Genomic DNA, 19301 nt, shown 5'->3' on the forward strand with positions numbered 1-19301 from the left:
TCACATATGGACATGATTTGGGAATGAGTCAAGGTCAGCGCCCTGCCCTGCAAACACGCTCGCGTGAAACGCGCGACAAGCTGGTCGCCGCTCTCGAAACCTGCCTGCAGAGCAAACGGTTTGATGCGATCAGCGTGGCCGACATCGCGCAGGAGGCCGGTCTGGCAGTGGGCACCGTCTATCGGCGTTTCGAAAACAAGGACGCCTTCATTCCCGTCCTGTTCGAACTGTTTCGAGACCGCCTGAACGAGAGTTACGGGGACGCGGGCGGTCTGGAGATAGATCCGGAGCAAGGGTTGAAACCGGCCCTTCACACAATCACGACCACCAGCTGGTCATTTCTGATCGCACAACAACATCTGGCGCGCGAAACCCTGTTGTATGCGCGTCTCCGTCCGGACCTGGTGGGCAAGGAATGGGATGATCTCTTGGCGGTGGGCCAGGCGAGCTTTGTATCACTGGCCCGGGCCTTTCCCGAGGAGGTCAAGCGCGACCCAAACGAAGCCGGAGAAATGCTCGCCTATTTCTTCAACACCGCCCTCAATGAACGCGCAATCTTCGGTCAGAGCGGTGTCGCAGCCCAGATGACGATGGAAGACACAGCCTTCCTCGAAGCGCTCACACTCTTCGCCTATGGCTATCTGACGACGCCCGACCCATGACGCTGTTTGATTACCTCCAGTTTGCCGGCGCCCTGCTTGTACTGTTTGCTCTTCCGGGCCCGGGCATTGCGGCGATGATTGCACGCACGCTCGACACAGGCCCCTGGCATGCGGCCGTCTATGGGGTGGGCATTCTGACCGGCGATATCTTCTGGTTTACCCTCGCCGTCACAGGGCTGTCGGCTGTCGCAACCCAGCTGGGCGGATTCTGGCTGATCGCGAAACTTCTGGGGGCAGGGTATCTGTTCTACCTCGCGGGAACCGCGTTCTGGTCAGCCTGGAAGGGCAGTCGCCCCAAACCGGTCTTTCCCACCGGGTCCCGACGGTCCTGGGCCGCGACCTATCTCGCGGGGATCGCCATGCCACTCTCCAATCCCAAACCCATCGTCTTCTATCTGACACTTGTCCCGGCATTTGTGCCGTTGGACGCGATCACCCCCCTCACCTTCCTGGCCATGATCGGCTTGATGGCGCTTCTCGCCATACCGACAGCGGGCGCCTATATCGGAGGGGCTCACTACGCCCGGCAGTTTCTGACAACACCGCTGGCACGCCGCGGAACAGATCTTGTCACAGGGCTGGTGATGAGCGGAATTGCCATCATCCTGCTCACGCGCTGAACGCTCTGCCGGGACGTCGATAGAGCACCATGCCGGACTCACGCGCACGCGTGCGCGCGCGTATGGCCACGGCGACAGCTGTGCTGTAAAAAAATGTCATGAGCGAATCACCGAATCACGAGTATGGCGCGGACAGCATCAAGGTCCTCAAGGGTCTCGATGCCGTGCGCAAACGTCCCGGCATGTATATCGGCGACACCGATGACGGTTCCGGCCTGCACCACATGGTCTATGAGGTCGTCGACAACGCGATCGACGAAGCCCTGGCTGGACACTGTACCGAAGTTCTCGTCTGCCTTCACAGCGATGGCTCGGCGAGCGTGCGTGATGATGGGCGCGGCATCCCCACCGAGATTCACCCGGAAGAAGGTGTGTCTGCGGCCCAGGTGATCATGACCCAGCTGCATGCCGGCGGGAAGTTCGACCAGAATTCCTACAAAGTCTCGGGCGGTTTGCATGGCGTGGGCGTGTCTGTGGTGAACGCCCTGTCAGACTGGATGGACCTGACCATCTGGCGCGGTGGCCAGAAACACCATATGCGCTTCCGTCGGGGTGACGCTGAAGACGATCTCAAAATGGTCGGACCGGCTCAAGACGGTGAAACCGGTACGGAAGTCCGTTTCATGCCGTCAACCGACACCTTCTCGATGATCGAGTTTTCGCGCGACACCTTGCTGCATCGCCTGCGCGAACTGGCCTTCCTCAATTCGGGCGTGCAAATCCGTCTGCGCGATGAGCGTGATGCCGAACCGTTTGACGAAGTCATGGTCTATGAAGGTGGTGTGGCCGCTTTTGTCAGCCATCTCGACCGCTCGAAAACCCCGCTGTTCACTCCGCCCGTCCTGATCCAGGGCGAGCGCGAAGGCGTGTCGGTTGAAGCGGCGCTGGAGTGGAATGACAGCTATCACGAAAACGTCCTCTGCTTCACCAACAACATTCCCCAGCGCGATGGGGGTACCCACCTCGCCGGTTTCCGCGCTGCGCTGACACGGATCATCAACAGCTACGCCAATTCCTCCGGCCTGGCGGCCAAGGCCAAAGTCGCCATCTCCGGTGATGATGCTCGTGAAGGTCTGACCTGCGTGCTATCTGCCAAGGTGCCAGATCCGAAATTCTCCTCGCAGACCAAGGACAAGCTTGTGTCGTCCGAGGTCCGGCCCGCCGTCGAGGGCGTGGTGGGCGAAGCTCTCGCGGAATGGTTTGAAGAACACCCCAATGAAGCCAAGGCGATTGTGTCCAAGATCATCGAGGCCGCAACCGCACGTGAAGCCGCGCGCAAGGCCCGTGAACTGACACGACGCAAATCCGCGCTTGATATCACCTCGCTCCCGGGCAAGCTGGCAGACTGCCAGGAGAAGGATCCGGCCAAGTCCGAACTCTTCATCGTTGAGGGTGATTCAGCCGGCGGCTCGGCCAAGCAGGGTCGACATCGAGAGAACCAGGCTGTTCTGCCCTTGCGCGGCAAGATCCTGAATGTAGAACGGGCGCGGTTCGACAAAATGCTGTCCTCTGAACAGGTTGGCACTTTGATCACCGCGCTGGGCACCGGTATCGGGCGCGACCAGATCGACTATGACAAGCTGCGATACCACAAGGTCATCATCATGACCGATGCCGATGTCGACGGCGCTCATATCCGAACTCTGTTGCTGACCTTCTTCTATCGGCAAATGCCAGAGCTGGTTGAGCGCGGCCATCTCTATATTGCCCAGCCGCCCCTCTACAAGATCGCCAAAAACCGGTCCGAACGTTATGTGAAGGACCAGGCTGAGATGGATGCCTATCTCGTCGAGGAAGGCTCGCGCGAAGCCAGCCTGACCCTCACATCGGGCGAAGTGGTGACCGGCGCCGATCTGGCGGACCGTGTTAATGCGGCCCGCGCCGTCAAACTGGCAGTCCAGCGCCTGTCCGCTCGCGCGCCCGGTTTTGCCATCGAGGCCGCAGCATTGAGCGGTGCGCTTGTCACCGAGCCGAGCGATGCGTCCATCGCCGCTACGACCGACCGTCTCAACCGACTGGCGGATGAAGGCGAAGACGGCTGGACGGGCACACGAGGCGATGGCGACAGCCTGGTCTTCGCCCGTGATGTCCGCGGCGTGACCGAGACCGTCGTGCTTGATTCCCATTTGCGCGATACCACGGATGCCCGACGCCTGCATGAACGCGCTGGAACACTGGCCGAAGACTATGCCGGACTGGCCCTTCTGTCCGCAAAAACCGGAACTGTGGACATCCACCAGCCGTCCCAACTGGTCGATGCGATCATGAAATCCGGCGCCAAGGGCATGAATATCCAGCGCTATAAGGGACTAGGCGAGATGAACCCGGATCAGCTCTGGGAAACCACGCTGGACCCGAATGTGCGCTCACTGTTGCAGGTCTCTGTGACCCACGCTGACACAGCGGATGAGCTATTCTCCAAACTGATGGGCGATGTTGTGGAACCTCGTCGCGACTTCATTACGGAGAACGCGCTGGACGCCGAGGTAGACGTCTAGGCGTCTCCTTGGTCCGAAAACAGCTTAGTTCGAGAAGATGATCGGCCCCAGAGCCGAGGCGGCCGCTGCGATCAGGGCAATCGCCAGGACATTGAGGCGGAAGCCCGCCTTGATCATCTGAGCCTGCGTGGCGGCGCCTGAGGCGTAGACGATGGCATTGGGCGCCGTTGCCACCGGCAGCATGAAGGCACAGCTTGCCGCCAGTGCCACGGGAACGATCAAGCGTTCAGGCGGAAGCCCCGCCCCGGCCGCCAAGGCGCCCAGCACTGGCAGGAAGGCGGACGTGGTCGCGACATTGGATGTCAGCTCCGTCAAAAAGACGACGACACCCACCAGCACCAGGATCAGGACCGGTTCGGGAAGATCCGCCACAAAGCTGAGTTGACCGCCCAGCCATCCTGCGAGCCCCGTCGCGGTCAGGGCGGCAGCCAGAGACAAACCGCCTCCGAACAGAATGATCACATTCCAGGGCAGGCGCGAAACACCCGGCCAGTCCATCAAGGCCTGCCCCTTGCCCGACACTCCACCCGCCGGGACCAGGAAGGCCATGACGGCGCCCAGAACAGCAATCTGGGTATTGCCAAGGGACAGGGTCACAGGAAAGCCGGCCCGATCGGACACCCACGCCAATAGCGGGTTCCAGCCAAACTCGCTCCCGGGCTGGCCAATCAGTTCGCCCGGAAGAATACGCCCCATCCACAACACGGCCACCGTACCAAACAACAGCGCCACGCGGATCTCGGGCGAGGTCATCGGGCCCAGCGCTTTCAGCTCGTCACGCACCAGGTCGCGAGCGCCCTGACTGTCAGCACTGTCACCCAGTTTGAACGCCATGCGGGTCAGTACAAACCAGCCCGCGGGAATGACCAGCAATACCGCAGGAAGGCCCATGGCCATCCAGTCGGCAAAACTCATATCGCGGGAAAATTCCCGTTCAAGATAACCAATCCCGATGAGATTGGTGGGTGTACCCACGGGCGTCGCCATACCCCCGATCGAGGCGGCATAGGCCACACCCAGCGCCAGGGCTGTGGCAAACTGGGCCGACCCGCCCCCCTCACGGCGCACCTCCTCGGCGACTTTCATCGCAATCGGGATCATCATCAGCGTCGTCGCTGTATTGGAGATCCACATCGACAACAGGGCCGAGGCCAGCATGAAACCGGCCACCAGCATGCCCGGGCGTCCGCCGAAACGCAGCACGATATTGAGGGCAATGCGTGAATGCAGATTCCACTTCTCGATCGCCAGGGCGACAATAAATCCACCCAGCAGCAGCATCACTATCGGGCTGGCATAGGGACTTGTCGCTGCACCGGTTGATGTAATGCCCAGAAGCGGAAACGCGGCGATGGGGATCAGGGCCGTCGCCGCAATCGGAATCGCTTCCGTTGCCCACCAGCTGGCCATTAACAGTCCGAGCGAGGCCAGGAGCCAGGCTTCAGGCGACAGCGTATCGGGGCGAGGAATGAGTTGCAGGCCGACCGCCAGAACGAGGCCGGTGACAAGTCCGATCCGTTTGGCGGTAAGCAGGCCCGACATCCTGCGTCAGGCGTTCGGGTCTTGAGACGATCCGGCCCGCACATAGCGACGATCGCAATAGGGGCAGACCACAAAATCATCCTGGCCCATTTCGAGAAAGACCCGGGGATGACCCAGCGCGCCACCACCGCCATCACAGGCCACGCGGTGATCGGGAGTCACGATGATTTCGGACGGCGAAGTGGATTTCTGTGCGTCAGCCATGGACAGCCCTCATAGACAGACCGGTATTGGATGCCTAGTTATGGCGGAACAATGATTTCCGTCAATTGCGGGTCGACATGTCTTCTGTCTCTTCTGCCTCAAAATCCCTGCCTGATTACGCCCTGGAAGCCCGCGGGCTTCGCAAGATCTACGGAACCGCCGGGTCCGGGACAGCAAAAGAGGCCCTCAAAGGCGTCGATCTGCAGATTCCGCGCGGCTCGATCTTCGGGCTACTTGGTCCCAATGGTGCGGGAAAATCGACCTTCATCAATATCTTCGCGGGTCTGGTGAAGAAAACCGAGGGCGAGGCTCGCACCTGGGGGCTGGATATCACCACGCAAAGCCGCCGCGCGCGCGCCGCAATCGGGGTCGTTCCGCAGGAAATCAATATGGACGTGTTTTTCACGCCGTATGAAATTCTCGAACTGATGGCGGGCTTTTATGGCGTGCCCCAGGCGGAACGCCGGACCGATGAATTGCTGGACGCGGTCGGACTGGCCGACAAGCGCAATGCCTATGTGCGTCAGCTCTCCGGCGGAATGAAACGGCGCCTGCTTGTCGCCAAGGCCATGGTGCATAATCCCCCCGTTCTGGTCCTCGACGAGCCCACAGCCGGCGTGGATATCGAGCTGCGGCGCCAATTGTGGGACTATGTCCGCGAACTGCATGCGCGTGGCACCACGATTGTTCTCACCACACACTATCTCGAGGAAGCGCAGGAATTGTGCGACCAGATCGCCATTATCAACCAGGGCGAAGTGGTGGCCTGCGAGCCCAAAGAGAAACTCCTGCAGCGCATGGATCGAAAGACTTTGGTCATTCAGCCGGTCGAGGCCCTGTCAGCCATTCCTGAAGGCCTCTCGGGATTTGACGCCAGCTTGCGGGAAGATGGCGGTCTGGCGATCACCTATCGCAAGGGCGAGGCCTCGGTGGCAGAGATGATTGAACGTTTCCGAGCGTCCGGCTCCCGCATCGATGACCTGCGAACGGAAGAGCCTAATCTGGAAGATGTCTTCCTCGCGCTCACCTACAATAATCCCGACGTTCAGCCTCCCACACAGGATCGTTAGCCACGCCGCCAAAGGGCCTTATTCTCCCCGTGCTTTCGGCATGATTTCCCCTTATGGGTGAATTCCGGGGAGGAATAGGAAAAACCAGGGGGAGTTCAAAATGTTCCGAGCATTTCGCAAACTATTCGCCATCGTCATAGCGGCGTCCTTGTTTGGCTTTCTGTCCTGGTTCTTCGGCATATTCATCCAGCCTCAGGGCACGCAGGGCGCCGGTTTTGCCCTCGGCCTGATCGCGGCCAGCGCGGTCGCGTCGCTCATAGTCTACAGCTGGCTGGCCACACCGGGCCCGCTGGCCCGGTTCCGCAATCGCGGGGTCGATGGCATGGACAAGGACTGGGGAGTGGGCATGGTTGCCGAAGGCCAGCGCCAGAAACAACGTCGTCGCGATGAAGACGCTGATCCGGAGGATCTCGGTGGACGCCGGTCCAGCGGCGATATCGATAGCGATATGGATGACGGGGCGATGGCCTGAGCCATCGATCTGACTGTACCGCGTGGCGCCTGCGCAAGGTCTGCATGGATGATTGCGCTCGCGCCCCGCATCAGGTATTCAGCGCTTTCTCTTTGCACCTATAGCTCAGCTGGATAGAGCGCTGCCCTCCGAAGGCAGAGGTCTCAGGTTCGAATCCTGATAGGTGCGCCATCTCTTTCATTGTTCCAGCTCCGCTCGACCCAAGTTTGTCGCCGCTTTCGGTGTCGGGGTCGATGCTCACATGGAACGCGCTCAAGGCTGTGGGTGGCCTGAGCCCCATTTTGTCCCGCATTTGACATGAGACTCTGTAAGAACGGAGACAGACGATGCGCAAGCGCAGATTTTCCGACGAACAAATCATCGCGATCCATGACCGAGCTTGCGCCAATCGATCAAATCGTCTGGCCCGCAAAGACAACCATAACCTTCCCTTGCCCGCTGAACTGGCCTGTCGAATTCGACGCCTTTCAGGCACGTCTGCGGTCACCGCCCGTCGTCACCGTCACTTTTTAAACCTCTATGGAATAACCGAGCGCATCAATCTCGCTGCGCAACCTGGTGTTCACGGCCTCAATGATCGGGGCGTACTTGTCGGGCGCAGTCCGCCATCCCCCCGCCTGACCGCGCGGTCGCTCTGAACTTCCGTATTGCGACTGTAAGCTCTCAATGCCTTTGAGCTCTTCGGGCATGGAACGGTCGAGCGCATCAAACACGGTCTTAAACCCATCACCGGAGGTCAGAACCAAATCTTCAAATCGAACGAGCCTCCCCTGACCGTTTGCGACCTGCTGTCCCATCCAGTATCGCAGCCATTGCCGATAAGCCTGTATTATGTTCACCGTCTTAAAACGTTTATACCGGGCGATCCGTCCACGTTCCGCATCGAAAAATCCCAGGAAATAGTCGGTCGCCAGAAACTGGTCCGGCGGAACCGTCTGGCCAAGTCGATTACAGACATAATCATAGCCGGACAGAAACATATCCCTCGGGTCCCGTACCAGCACTATTCTTGCCGCAAATCTCGACTTACTCGCCCACAACTCCTTCAACTCATGACCGACACCCGCATCATTCAAGTTGTGTGACTTCAGAAAGGCATCGCGGTCAGAGAGGCGCCCGCCTGCATAAATTGAAGCACACCGCATATCAGTCAGCGATTGACGCACGACATTCTGCAGAAAATTACTTCCACTCCGGGGAAAGCTAGCCAGAAGATAGGACTTTCCTTCTGGAGGCGACGACCGCGGCACATACTTCAAGTCACAATCCGAGGGTCTGAATTCAAACACGTCCACCGCGGACGGCTTGATATCAACCAGACAGCACAACTGGCTAAGATCGGTTAGAAACACCTCGCGAAAGAAGACCGCCATGGCATTCCCACCCCAGGGCTCGGCGCGGGCTGCAATACACATTCCATCTGCCTGCAAGGTCAGGATACGATCATCCATCGCGGCTTCGGGTTTGAAAGCCACGCGCAATATGCCGCCTTCATAGTTGTACAGAATGCTGTCAATTTTCTCTTTCAGCTGACGTGCTTCCACCATCGAATAACTTCCCTCTACTTACTGCACTTGGGCCCAATAAGCCTCTCGTAATTGAGAAAAATGTGAGGCGCATTGATTGGAACCGTCCCGGTGAACCGCTTGCTAAGATTGTATGCTGGCACCTGCGCAGCTTAGCTCAAAGTCAGCCCGATATACCCCGTAAAATCTCGAACAGACCCGCTTGATCCGAAGGTGCTAAGTGCCCCCTCAGCGTTGTATCGATTTCGGACCATTCTTTCGCCCCTCGATTGGAGCCAGAGCTAGCTCAAACCCTCACCACTTTTGCGAGCACAGACCAACACCCCCATCCATCGGCCGAAATCTAGAGGACAGGGTCAACCGTTTTGTCACACCCAGAACACAGGAACCGGGACTGCGAGCTGTTACTCCGTAAAGCCGGTAGACGCTCCCAGGGGCGGTTTGAATAAGACCGCTCCAAGATTCAACTTGTATGGACTGGATCCACGGCTAAAGCGAAAGAAGTACAGCCCTGGCAAGAAAATCATGAATTCAGCGCATCCAGACGTCTGACTATTCTGCGCTCCTGAGGCAGAAGATGACGCGCCTCAACATAAGCTGCCTTCGCTTCGTCAATGTGCCCGAGGGCGGAGGCGGCATCCGCCAGATTCAACCAACTCCTCCCGTGATCCGGGCGAAGCCCTGTTGCGACTTTAGCGAAGGTTTCAGACATCTGCAGATCGTTAATAGATTTCGCCATTTCGCTGAGCCAAAAGGCTGATGGAAAGTGCGAGTTATTGAGCTCATAGGCGCTCTGACTCGCTTTGATCGCGGACGGTATATCCTCCAGCAATCTTGAAGACTTGGACAACAAATGAAACGGCTCCGGATGAGCGTCGGAGATCTTTATAGCCTGACGGGCCATGTACTCAGCCCCCATAAAGTCTTTGGCTCTGAACAAAGCTTCGCCGACTGCCGTCCGAAGCTCATAGGAACGCGGATACTTGTCGGCCAACAAATGAAGTTCGGGAAGAAACTTTTCGCTGAATTGCGCGGCTTTAGCTTGTGATAGCGCCTCCGCTACCTCCCCTGAACGTTTGTATCTTATGTATCGATTCACCCACTCCATGAAGGTGAAATCGCCCTCATCATGGAAACGATAGCGCGTGTGTTCATCGACCCAATCAAGGTCAAAATGTCGAATGATGCTTGGATGAACCGGCGCTTGTTTGCTGCGGTAATGCTCGATCGTCAGCGGTACGGGGCGCGGTGTGAGTTCCGGGAAGATCTTGCCAAACAGTTGGTCCGCAATGAAGCTGAGAACAGCATTCGATGGGTGCCTCGGCGAATGAAACAGCCGTTCGGAGCGATACCTTGCTTCGATAAAATCCCACAGCCCGGGCATACCCGTCAGTTCTTCGAGCTTGCGCGTATGAAGCTCGTCCATGTACCTGAGGTGGGTGAGGTCGAACAGCGAGGCGAGATCCAGGGCGACAAACTCATCGAAAATGGGTTCCGGAAGGTCCTGCGCTTCTAACTTCGCATTAATCCAGACATCGCCAAGTTCTTTAGGATAGGCGCCGCTGGGGTATCCCGGCTCGGATCTGTTAAATGGATGAGCTTTGCCACTTAATGGCCAAAGAAAGTGAAGATGTATACGGGGAAAGCGAACAAGCCTCGCTGCGCCTTCAATCGCCTCTTCGACAGGAGGCACCCGGGGTTCGGCGACTTCTGCTGCGATGACATCAGCCGAGGCAATGGCGGATTTCGAAGCCGGTGAATTAAGATAGACAGAAGCAATCCAGCTTATCTTGTGCGAGCTATTGAAGCCAAGCGCCGCCTCTAGCCGCCGCTTGAGAAATTCGCCCTGACTATTGCCGATAATAACGATCTGCATGTGTCACTTTCTGCCGTAAACCGGAGCGCCCATCGCAACCGCGTCACCCGCTACACCCATTACACCGCCGTCAAGCGGGGCTGACCCTAACTCTGGAGTCCAGATTGTTCCCATACAGCCGAACTCCACCCGGACAACGTGGCGCTTAGACACCGCCACAAGAGAAGATGGAGCCCATCTGAATCGTCATAAAGTTCAGACGGTGAAGGTTTTTATTCTACCAGCGCAATCAAATCATCAACGGAATAGTACTTTGGTTCGAGTTTCTCGAAATTGTTGATGTTCTTTTCGAGCCAAGAAACAGATTGTTCGATCTTTTCTATGTTCACTCCTCCGAATTCGAAGAGGCAGTAATCCCACCATTTCAGCGCCAGCAGGCGATCAATGATCTCGCGCGGGAAACGGTATCGAATAATCTTTGCAGGTACGCCGCCAACGATCGCATAAGGTGGAACGTCTTTAACCACCGCCGCATGAGCCGCGATAATGGCGCCGTCGCCAATTGTGACGCCCGACTTCAAAAATGCCCCCTGACCAATCCAGACATCATTACCGATCTTGGTGATCGGACGATCGTTAAACGGGGCAATCTGCATCTCAGTCGTGCGACCAATGCTCTCAGAATATGTTCGCCAGCCCTGGAAGTCGTGAGAGAAGCTGGCAGTTGAAGAGGTCAAGCGGTCGATTGGGTGCTCGGCGAAGCCAACTGCGATATTGTTTGCTAAAGAGCAATAGCGACCCATGCTGAAATGAGCGAGGCTGCCACCATTTATGAGCGCATAGCCGCCAATCTTGATTTCGGTGCTGGAGTGAAGCCCCGCAACGCAGAATACAGGTGCTTCGATGAGCGTTTTTGGATGGAGCGCCAAACCACTGCTTGCGGCAGGAAATCGTAGCCCCAGTTCACTCAGTTTATCCTTGCGTTTAGCGTCGAGCTGAATGACCGCCATGTCTCACCTATAATGTGCTATAGTTTCAACCTACGAATTTCAAAGAAAATTAGTCGAATTACCGAGGCCAACAAGTCAACGACACAATACTAACTTGTGCCCATAACAATTTTTCTGCGCGTCTGTCCAAATTGCTTGCGTCGGTCCGCACGGAAGGCGGGCAGGTCTTCCGGGGTTTTGACCGAAAGTGCCTTGATAGGTGAAAACCCCGGACGAAAATCTGTGAGGGCAACCGCAGCGGCCTCGTGACTAATCTGCCCAAAGCATTTTGGGTAACGAAAACCTGTTTCTGAATGCTCTCGGCGCCGACGTATACACGCATTCTGGATACCTTTCGGACCAGTTTTGCCTGTCCCGCTGTGGACAACACGTTCTTGAGCCACTGTTTTCTTTGTCCCTTTTGGTCAAGCAAACGCACAAAACACCGGCTGGAATTTTAAGACAATCAGGTTTTCGATGCTGTACCGGCTAACTCAAGAATGTCACTTGCGAGATCCTCATATGACAAGGCGAGCTGAGGATGCTCTTCACCATATGGATAGAGATACTTCTGAATGAGTGTACCGACATGATTGACGAAACGTACGCGGCGCTCTTCATCCGAAACATTTATTAAGGCCGCTTCCAGAACATCACGTAACTCATCCCGGGATTGAAGCTCAAAGACCGCTCCCGTTCCACTGAGCGTATTTCGGCCCATCTGGACAATCGGCTTGTTATGGCAACGGCCGATATAGGAAATTGACGAGAGCAGGGTGACGATCAGGTCAGCTGCCATGATGATGTCGATTGTATTCGATTCCCGGATAGTCATCAGACGCGGGTGTTCAAAGTTGAAATTCCCGGGATGAAGGTTGGGATGAGGTTTGAAGAGAACCTCAAAATCCAGCTCTTCAGCCAGGTCTAGAAGCTCAAACAAGGCCTCGCGTGTGTCGCGATAGAAAGGTGAGTGGATCTCCGCCTTAGCGTCGCGAGGTAAAATGCCGGAGTGCCAGTCGTTAATCCCTGCATAGAAGACCAGCGGACGGCCCGGATACCGGCGATTTGCAAGAAAGCCTTCTATCGCATTTACCTGAGAGGCCGGCTTGCGGTCTATACGGGCATCGCGGATTCCGTCGATCATCGCTTCGGCTTTGGCCCGAATGGCCACCGGAAGACGTGTTTTGATTTTACCAACACAGCTCGCTTCGGCCATCATGCCTTGCGGGTCAAATGTGAGTGTGTGCGGAAGCATGCCTTCGTGGGTGACAGCAGACGTCACCCCAATCCGCTCAGCGCCTTTCCGTATGAGGTCCATCAGCGTATTCCACTGGTGCCAGACCAATATGAGTGTCGGTTTGGAGTTTCGCAAAAAGAAGTCAACGACACGCGCCTCGTCAAACACGTCTTCGGTCGTTTTGTTCCAGTCCGGTGCCGAACGGTTGATAGAATTCTTGAAACCGTAAGCATGCTTTTGATTGTACTTAACAACTTCATCAGATTCAGGGTCTTCCGCGGAGTAAATTTCCGGAAGGAAGTCGTCGACGCGACCATATTTGCCATCTATCAGACCGCGGAGCTCAGGGTCGAAGAAGTTGATTTCTTTGGCTGAGGTTCCTGATGAGTTTCGACTATGGTGGAACAGGATGAGTTCGGCGCCGTTTGCTTCGAGCGCATCCTTTAAATTCTCGACGAAAACACGTTTTTCCGGGCGGTCGACAGCATCAAGATTGTGAACGCAGAGAAAGATGCGCGGTTTGTTTGGCTCGCCTTCCAGAGGCAGATGCATAAGATGGTCGCGAAGACCATTCGGACCGTATTCTGCAAGTGCAGACGCAGTGCCAGGTTCTTCTGTTGTTTCCCGCTCAGGTACGGCCATACGGGCCCGAGCCGTCATGCCGCCAACGATTTTGGCTTCGGCAAGAAGCTCGGTGCCCGGCAATAATGTGCCCGAAATGAAAGTTTCCACACGCCATCCGGCGAGCGGGTTATCCTCGACCTTCTGTTTAACGCCAGACACGGCCTGGCACAGAAACTCACCATTCTTGAAGATGTTGATTTCTTCGAGTTCGAGTCCAGCTGCATTAAAAACGCCGCGAATCCAGAGAAGTTTCGTGGACGGATCGAAATCAATATCGGTGAATCGGAAATGCTTTACATCTACAAGATCAGGAACATCGATCGGTTTTAGAAGAATAGCGGCATCATTCTGTATGATGCGCAGGCTAAGACTATTTATATCTTCAGCATCAACTATGTGTTTAAATTCAAACCCGGCTTTTTTTAAAGAAGAATCGCCAGTTTTCGCATATAATTTTTCACTTGGTAGTCCCGTCTTAGCGCCACCAAGCATCTTGCGATTACGGTTTGAAATAAACTCAACTTTTATATTAGTGGACGTGTGGACCAGACCTTTAATCGTCAGCTCTTTTCTACCGACCGCATAGACGATTTTGGAGATGGAAAATTTCGGTGGAGAAGCGACGATAACAGCTGTCTTGCCAGATCCAGCTAGCCAGTTGGGAGTCTGACTGAAAGTTTCAACCGGTTTTATGCGAACATTGTCGACCGTGTCCGAATTGCGGTGACCCGTGTCAACAACGTCATTGTCTATAATATAGTCGACCTTATTGCCCACTTCGTCCTTACGAGCGATGAAAAGTGTAAAACCCTGATTGTGCGTGGTGGGCAGGTCAAACTTGCTGATGATGTCCGGCCGCAACTCGTTCACCGTTGTAAGAATCTGCGTTGGACTTGATTCATCGCCGCACGATTTGCGGATGCCAATGTTAACAATGTCGCTGGAGTTCCTGATCCAGCCACGAACAACGCGAACCTTGCTGTTCTGAGGGCAATCAGAAAGCTGAATGCGGAGCGGTTGGTTTGATTTTGCGGAACCATCAGCATGAGACGGCGAACTACTGCCGAGAACAGCGGATTCGTGTGTTTGCGTGTTCGACGGAGAAACATAGACCGCCTCGGATATACTGTGCGGCACACCATTGCGGAGCGCGACCAAGTGCAGCTCAAAACCGGCCTCAAACAAGATGGATGGAACGAGCGCCGAGAATCCGCAAGGTGTAATCAACCCGCGCTCGGCGAAGTGTTCAAGATCCGGATTCGGCAGGCCAATCACGGCATCGAAAACCTGTCCGTTCGGCAATAGAACAACGACTTCGTCATAGGTCTTGAGCGGTTCGAACCAACCACGAATTTCGGTGAACGCACCCAGGACACAGGCGGATGAGACTTCATAGTGACCCTCATCAACAGATTTCAGTCTTGTGGGGTGGATATCGAGATCCACATTTTCCGCAATAAAACCCTGTCCTCCGTCTATTGTTCCGATCAGGTCGTTATCTGCTACCTCTTCGGCATCGAATTCCGACTTGTTTCCTACAAAATAAACAGCGTGGACGAGGGTTTCATCTTGATAACCGCGAACCGTAACCTTGGTGCAGTTTTCCCAGTTCGTGCCTGTGACCAATGAAGTGATTGGCTTTTTGCTGGTTACGGAACCGCAAACAATGCGAGTATCACCGATATCAAAATGGGTGAACTTACCTATGCCGAGGCGTGAGTCTGGCCCACCAATGCCTTTTCTATGGTTTTCACGGCTGCGCAGGATGAGCTTCTCAAGTTCCTCAGCGCGAAGGTCAACATCACTGAGAAACCGGACATGTTCGTTCGATGAGGACGCCGGATTCGGCATGTTAACAGCCGAAACAAGAGCCTCTCGCATGGCATCCACATCCCCGACAGGAACGAAGTGAGCCCAGTCTCCACAATTTTCGCGCGTCATTGGCAGGTCGTAGGCGACGACTTTCACGTCACAGGCCATCGCTTCGACCGGAGGATAACCATATCCTTCAAAGAAGGATGGAAAAATGAGAACCTCTGCGCTTTTGATGATGCGGAATTTCTCGACATCATCAGGGGCCTGACGGATTTCGATGTCGATACCGTATGGTTCGGCTTTTTCCTGCATGAGTTGAATGAAATCTTCGGACTTGCGCGGATTGCCGATGATTAAAGTGAAGGTGTAGCCTCGTAGGCGTTCGTCAAACAGTTTCCAGAGGTCGACACTACCCTTGTGCGGATCGCTCGGGCGGACGAAGGCAAGGATGCGCTTTTCGCGGCGGACATCCCCTGCCGCTTCCAGTGCCACGCTATTGATGGCGGGCTGCCAGACATCAAAGCCTGTGGAAGAGAGCCGCTTTTTATAGAATGTCCTCGCGTAGCGGTCACTCTCATGACAGCTAGATACGACCGTTCCGCCCATCTCCGGAATGAGGTGCCATTCGCTCCAGCAGGACAGATCGCGCTTTGCGGGTGAATATTCGTTGAACCAGTTGCCGGCCTCAAAGTTGATGAGCATGGGCACGGCACCAGACGCGCGCGCAAAAGACAAAGCGTAGGTGTAAAGCTTGCGAATGGAAGATGCTTGAGGTGCGATGAAAACAGCATCGAAGCGCTTGCTGGGATAGGCGTTAAAGTCTTCCAATTGAACAATGTTAACGGGATTTTCAGGGCAGATCTGCGCCAGATCCTCGTAAAATACCGGATAATTGTTTGTCACGAAGTAGGTTTCATGCCCCCGACGCGCGAGGACCGCGCAGATCATAAGCGCGTGATAGCGACCTCCCGAATAAATTCCCTCAGGACAAGTACTGAAAACCGCCACTCTCATCTGTACCCCCTACAGAAAACTTAAGTCCACAAACATCTCAAAATAACCGCTAAACATATACGATGAAAAAATAATGACAAAGATATCATAACAATTCAGTCGCACATGCCATTTATTGATGGAGCGATTTATAAACATTAGTCTAATTCAGTTTAAATCAATTTACTTTTTAGTTGACTAAATCTATCATATAAAACTCACTTGAAATTAGAAATATAAATAAAAACCGCCCTAGACTATCGCTACAGATTATATTTCCGTCACAATTAGAACACTGCTCACGAACCAAGAATCGAAATTCTCACAATTATCCAATTCAAGACCACCTTTGAATTGCACTCCAACTCGAACATCGTCAAACTTTACTTTTTCTCAAGTTCGTTGATCATCAAAACACCCTGAACACGTTCAGCTCATCGCTTAGTTTCGCAGTCACTTTACTTCACCCACGAAACCCACAAAGCAACCCGAATCAATTCAAAAACTAATTTTGAAAAACAAGGCCCGCGCGGAACCCTTCGTTTATCAAACGCTCGACCACCATACAACTATAAATAGTGGGTTCGGATAAGTAGCTTCCATTACTGGACAACACTTCGAAATTTTTCCAGTCGGCCCCAAACAAATAGGCATTCGGTCTCCGCCACTCTGGTTGTGTCATTTGCTAGACAGTTTGCGGAATCGTTGCAACTCTCCACTTGCTTTGACACCGAAGTTTCAACCAATGCTCGATAACTGAACAGCCAGCTCAGATGCGAAATTTTTGATGAACCCAATCGCTATGGAGAAAGAATAATTGTGGTCACAAGATCACAGCGCGGTCGTCGCAAGACCTCCACGTCTGACGGTGTTGTTTATTCTCAAAGCTTTATCATTTGCGGCTTAGCCGTTTCTCTGCACCCTGACGTCGAATAGATCGCGTAGCTCTCGTTATCGGCAGTGCGCTATCGGAAGACAGGCAGGAAACTTCGCTTCGTAGCTAGTTCTGGCTACAAATGACTCCATTCCGTTCACTTATTGTCGCAAATTTTCAGCACCTTAACCTCCCGCTAGGGCGGAAGCTCAGGTTCAAATCCTGAGAGGTACACCTTTTAGACCTTTGTTCCCGCTCCGCCCGACCCAAACCCCGTAAACCGATGCGTGTTGGGGTCGATGCTCAGATGGAATGCGCTCAAGGCTGGGAACTTTCCAGTCTGCACCGGCAGGTACACCCTCTAGTCCTTTGTTCCCGCTCCGCTCGACCCGAGCCCCGTGACGGGAGGGGGCTCACACACCCCGGACCAATGAGTTTGATCCGGCTTTGCTCCCGCCACGGCAAGGCTTGATCTGGATTGGCGGGGCTAGAAGGCCGACCCCGGTACCCGGCTTACTCAAACACGAGATCACCATCAGAGATCGCGTCGCTCGTCTCATTGCCTGCGATCACCAACAAAGCCAGAAGGGCGACACCCGCGACAAGCCCGATCGTAGCTAGGGTGCCCGGTCCGTCTCCCGATTGCTGATTGTCGTAGGGATTATTCTCATATCCCTGGGAGGGGGTCGTCGCACATCCTGCCGTCGCAAGAGACAATGACGTCAGACCACACATCAACACACGCTTCATCTTGTTTCCTTCACATCCACTGTTGGCGCACGCGATTTGGGGCGCGCGGTTCAAACTGTTTAGCGAGAGGTGGATGATGCCGTGTCCGGTCCAATGGGGAGGATGACACTGCGCATCCACGCCACTTGGCTCGGACATGGCGAAGCGCAGCTCTGGCTGGACAAGTCAGACTGTGTTCGATTGAAAAGGACAAACACCCAGGGATCACACCATGTCGCCCCAGATCACGGCTTCAAGCTGGCTCGACGCGATGCTGGTAGGCATTTGCCTGCTGGCCGCGGTCCAGCAATCTGAACGTCTGTCCCAGGCACCCGCCTATCGCGCCCTTGCCCTTTTTTTTGCGCTCCTGGCCGGATGGTTCAGCCTGCAGATCGCGAGCGACGCCCTGCCCGACGAAGAGGCCCGCCTGACCGGCATCGGCCTGCCCGTATTCTCAAGTCTCGCACCGTCGTTCTGGTTCTACCTGCGAGACATCGCAAGTGATCGCGAAATCCGGGTACAGCCAAACGACTGGCCACACTTGATATTGCCCGCACTCGCTCTGGTTTTTGGCGTTTTGATGTGGGTGATCCCGGCCTCTATTCTGCTCCCCGTTTTCTCGGGTCCTCATCCGGGGATTGGTCCTGTCGGAGCGCTACGATGGATCGCGCAAGGTCTAGGGCTCGCGACACTCGGACAGGTCTTGGTCTATGCCGTGCTGGGCTTCAGACTGTACATAAAAACAGATCGACGGGTCAAAGACCTGTTTGCCACGACCACGTCCCGCGATCTCATCTGGCTACACCGACTCGTGCTTCTGGGAGGACTGGCGGCGGTGACCGCCATCATCGCGGCATTTTTACCCTTTCAATGGGTTGGAGAAAGTCTTCGCTCGGCCTGGGATCTCGTGCTCATCCTGACACTGGCGGTGTGGGCTGGTCGTCAATCCCCGGTCTTTGCGCTCGACACGCCCTCGCCCCAGCGCACCGTGACACGGCTCGCTACGCCGCAAACGCCCCCGGCCTATTCACGATCATCTCTGGATGAGACCCGCCAGGCCGAAATCGCAAAACGGCTCGACAAAGCCCTGAGGATCGATCATCTCCACCTCAATCCCATGATCACCCTGCCAGACCTGGCCCGAGCGGTGGGCGCCAAACCCGGTCACCTTTCCCAAACCCTGAACCAACACATGGGAACCAGCTTCTTCGAGCTGATCAATCGCCACCGTATACTGGAGGCGAAACGGCTACTCCTGACCTGCGAAGATACAATTCTGGACATCGCCTATCGCGTGGGTTTCAACTCACGATCCAGTTTCTACAAGTGTTTTCGCGATATCTGCGGCATGTCTCCCTCCCGATATCGTCAGGAAAACCTGCCGGAAGAGTAAGCCGGACATCGGATCGGCCCCATGGGCTATCCAACAAAACACCAAAGGCCCGTGCAGATCCCGAAGATGAACTGCATCGCCAGATCCATCAGACCGGTGACGACCAACAGCGGCACGCCGGCATAGAGAAAGATCAGCCAGATCGCCATTGGAGTGAGGCGCGATTCCGGAATGGTATGCCCCATCACTGTCTCGGCTTTTTTGGAAAACATGGACTTTGCCCCGGCTGGCTGGTGT

The 19301-nt window shown here is 55.3% G+C and carries 14 protein-coding genes and 1 tRNA gene; 7 read left to right on the plus strand and 8 right to left on the minus strand.

The window, feature by feature from the left end; genetic code table 11:
- Positions 1-23: 23 nt before the first annotated feature.
- The 3 genes from RMQ97_RS00120 (at position 24) to gyrB (ending at position 3780) form a co-directional block, all read left to right on the plus strand.
- The gene (locus RMQ97_RS00120; RefSeq protein WP_413658791.1) at positions 24-662 is read left to right on the plus strand and encodes a TetR/AcrR family transcriptional regulator; all 639 of its coding nucleotides are present in this window, start codon (positions 24-26) and stop codon (positions 660-662) included.
- On the plus strand, positions 659-1282 hold the full coding sequence (locus RMQ97_RS00125; protein WP_413658792.1) for a LysE family translocator: 624 nt from the start codon (positions 659-661) through the stop codon (positions 1280-1282). Before RMQ97_RS00120 ends, RMQ97_RS00125 begins: the two co-directional genes overlap by 4 nt.
- 98 nt (positions 1283-1380) lie before the next feature.
- Entirely contained in the window at positions 1381-3780 is a 2400-nt protein-coding gene (gene gyrB, locus RMQ97_RS00130) for a DNA topoisomerase (ATP-hydrolyzing) subunit B (RefSeq protein ID WP_413658793.1), read from the plus strand.
- Positions 3781-3804: 24 nt separating this feature from the next.
- Here the strand turns inward: gyrB and RMQ97_RS00135 are convergent, their stop codons facing one another.
- Both RMQ97_RS00135 and RMQ97_RS00140 read right to left on the minus strand, forming a co-directional pair.
- Complete coding sequence (locus RMQ97_RS00135) at positions 3805-5322, minus strand: SLC13 family permease (RefSeq protein WP_413658794.1); 1518 nt, start codon at positions 5320-5322, stop codon at positions 3805-3807.
- A 6-nt stretch (positions 5323-5328) separates the two neighbouring features.
- Positions 5329-5526, minus strand: coding sequence for a zinc-finger domain-containing protein (locus tag RMQ97_RS00140; protein ID WP_413658795.1), 198 nt, complete (start codon positions 5524-5526; stop codon positions 5329-5331).
- Positions 5527-5603: 77 nt separating this feature from the next.
- On the opposite strand from RMQ97_RS00140, the gene RMQ97_RS00145 reads away from it, so the two are divergent.
- The 3 genes from RMQ97_RS00145 (at position 5604) to RMQ97_RS00155 (ending at position 7239) form a co-directional block, all read left to right on the plus strand.
- Positions 5604-6596 (plus strand): ABC transporter ATP-binding protein, encoded by a 993-nt coding sequence (locus tag RMQ97_RS00145; protein ID WP_413658796.1) that lies wholly within the window; start codon positions 5604-5606, stop codon positions 6594-6596.
- A gap of 100 nt (positions 6597-6696) precedes the next feature.
- Positions 6697-7068, plus strand: coding sequence for a hypothetical protein (locus RMQ97_RS00150; RefSeq protein ID WP_413658797.1), 372 nt, complete (start codon positions 6697-6699; stop codon positions 7066-7068).
- A gap of 94 nt (positions 7069-7162) precedes the next feature.
- Positions 7163-7239 (plus strand) — tRNA-Arg (locus tag RMQ97_RS00155).
- 338 nt (positions 7240-7577) lie between these two features.
- Here the strand turns inward: RMQ97_RS00155 and RMQ97_RS00160 are convergent.
- The 5 genes from RMQ97_RS00160 to RMQ97_RS00180 all read right to left on the minus strand — a co-directional run bounded on the left by RMQ97_RS00160 (position 7578) and on the right by RMQ97_RS00180 (position 17692).
- On the minus strand, positions 7578-8615 hold the full coding sequence (locus RMQ97_RS00160; RefSeq protein WP_413658798.1) for a hypothetical protein: 1038 nt from the start codon (positions 8613-8615) through the stop codon (positions 7578-7580).
- A 502-nt stretch (positions 8616-9117) separates the two neighbouring features.
- Positions 9118-10470, minus strand: coding sequence for a WcbI family polysaccharide biosynthesis putative acetyltransferase (locus tag RMQ97_RS00165; protein WP_413658799.1), 1353 nt, complete (start codon positions 10468-10470; stop codon positions 9118-9120).
- A 212-nt stretch (positions 10471-10682) separates the two neighbouring features.
- Entirely contained in the window at positions 10683-11420 is a 738-nt protein-coding gene (locus RMQ97_RS00170) for a CatB-related O-acetyltransferase (protein WP_413658800.1), read from the minus strand.
- Positions 11421-11865: 445 nt separating this feature from the next.
- Complete coding sequence (locus RMQ97_RS00175) at positions 11866-16089, minus strand: glycosyltransferase (RefSeq protein ID WP_413658801.1); 4224 nt, start codon at positions 16087-16089, stop codon at positions 11866-11868.
- A 1366-nt stretch (positions 16090-17455) separates the two neighbouring features.
- The gene (locus RMQ97_RS00180; RefSeq protein ID WP_413658802.1) at positions 17456-17692 is read right to left on the minus strand and encodes a hypothetical protein; all 237 of its coding nucleotides are present in this window, start codon (positions 17690-17692) and stop codon (positions 17456-17458) included.
- Positions 17693-17903: 211 nt separating this feature from the next.
- Here RMQ97_RS00180 and RMQ97_RS00185 point away from each other — a divergent pair, with 211 nt between their 5' ends.
- Positions 17904-19064: a helix-turn-helix domain-containing protein gene (locus tag RMQ97_RS00185; protein ID WP_413658803.1), complete on the plus strand. Its 1161-nt coding sequence runs from the start codon at positions 17904-17906 to the stop codon at positions 19062-19064.
- 26 nt (positions 19065-19090) lie between these two features.
- Here the strand turns inward: RMQ97_RS00185 and RMQ97_RS00190 are convergent, their stop codons facing one another.
- A complete protein-coding gene (locus RMQ97_RS00190; RefSeq protein WP_413658804.1) occupies positions 19091-19276 on the minus strand; it encodes a hypothetical protein in 186 nt (61 codons plus the stop codon).
- Positions 19277-19301: the final 25 nt, after the last annotated feature.

This window comes from Maricaulis sp. D1M11 (assembly GCF_047308265.1).
In the GTDB taxonomy this organism is placed as follows: Bacteria; Pseudomonadota; Alphaproteobacteria; order Caulobacterales; family Maricaulaceae; genus Maricaulis.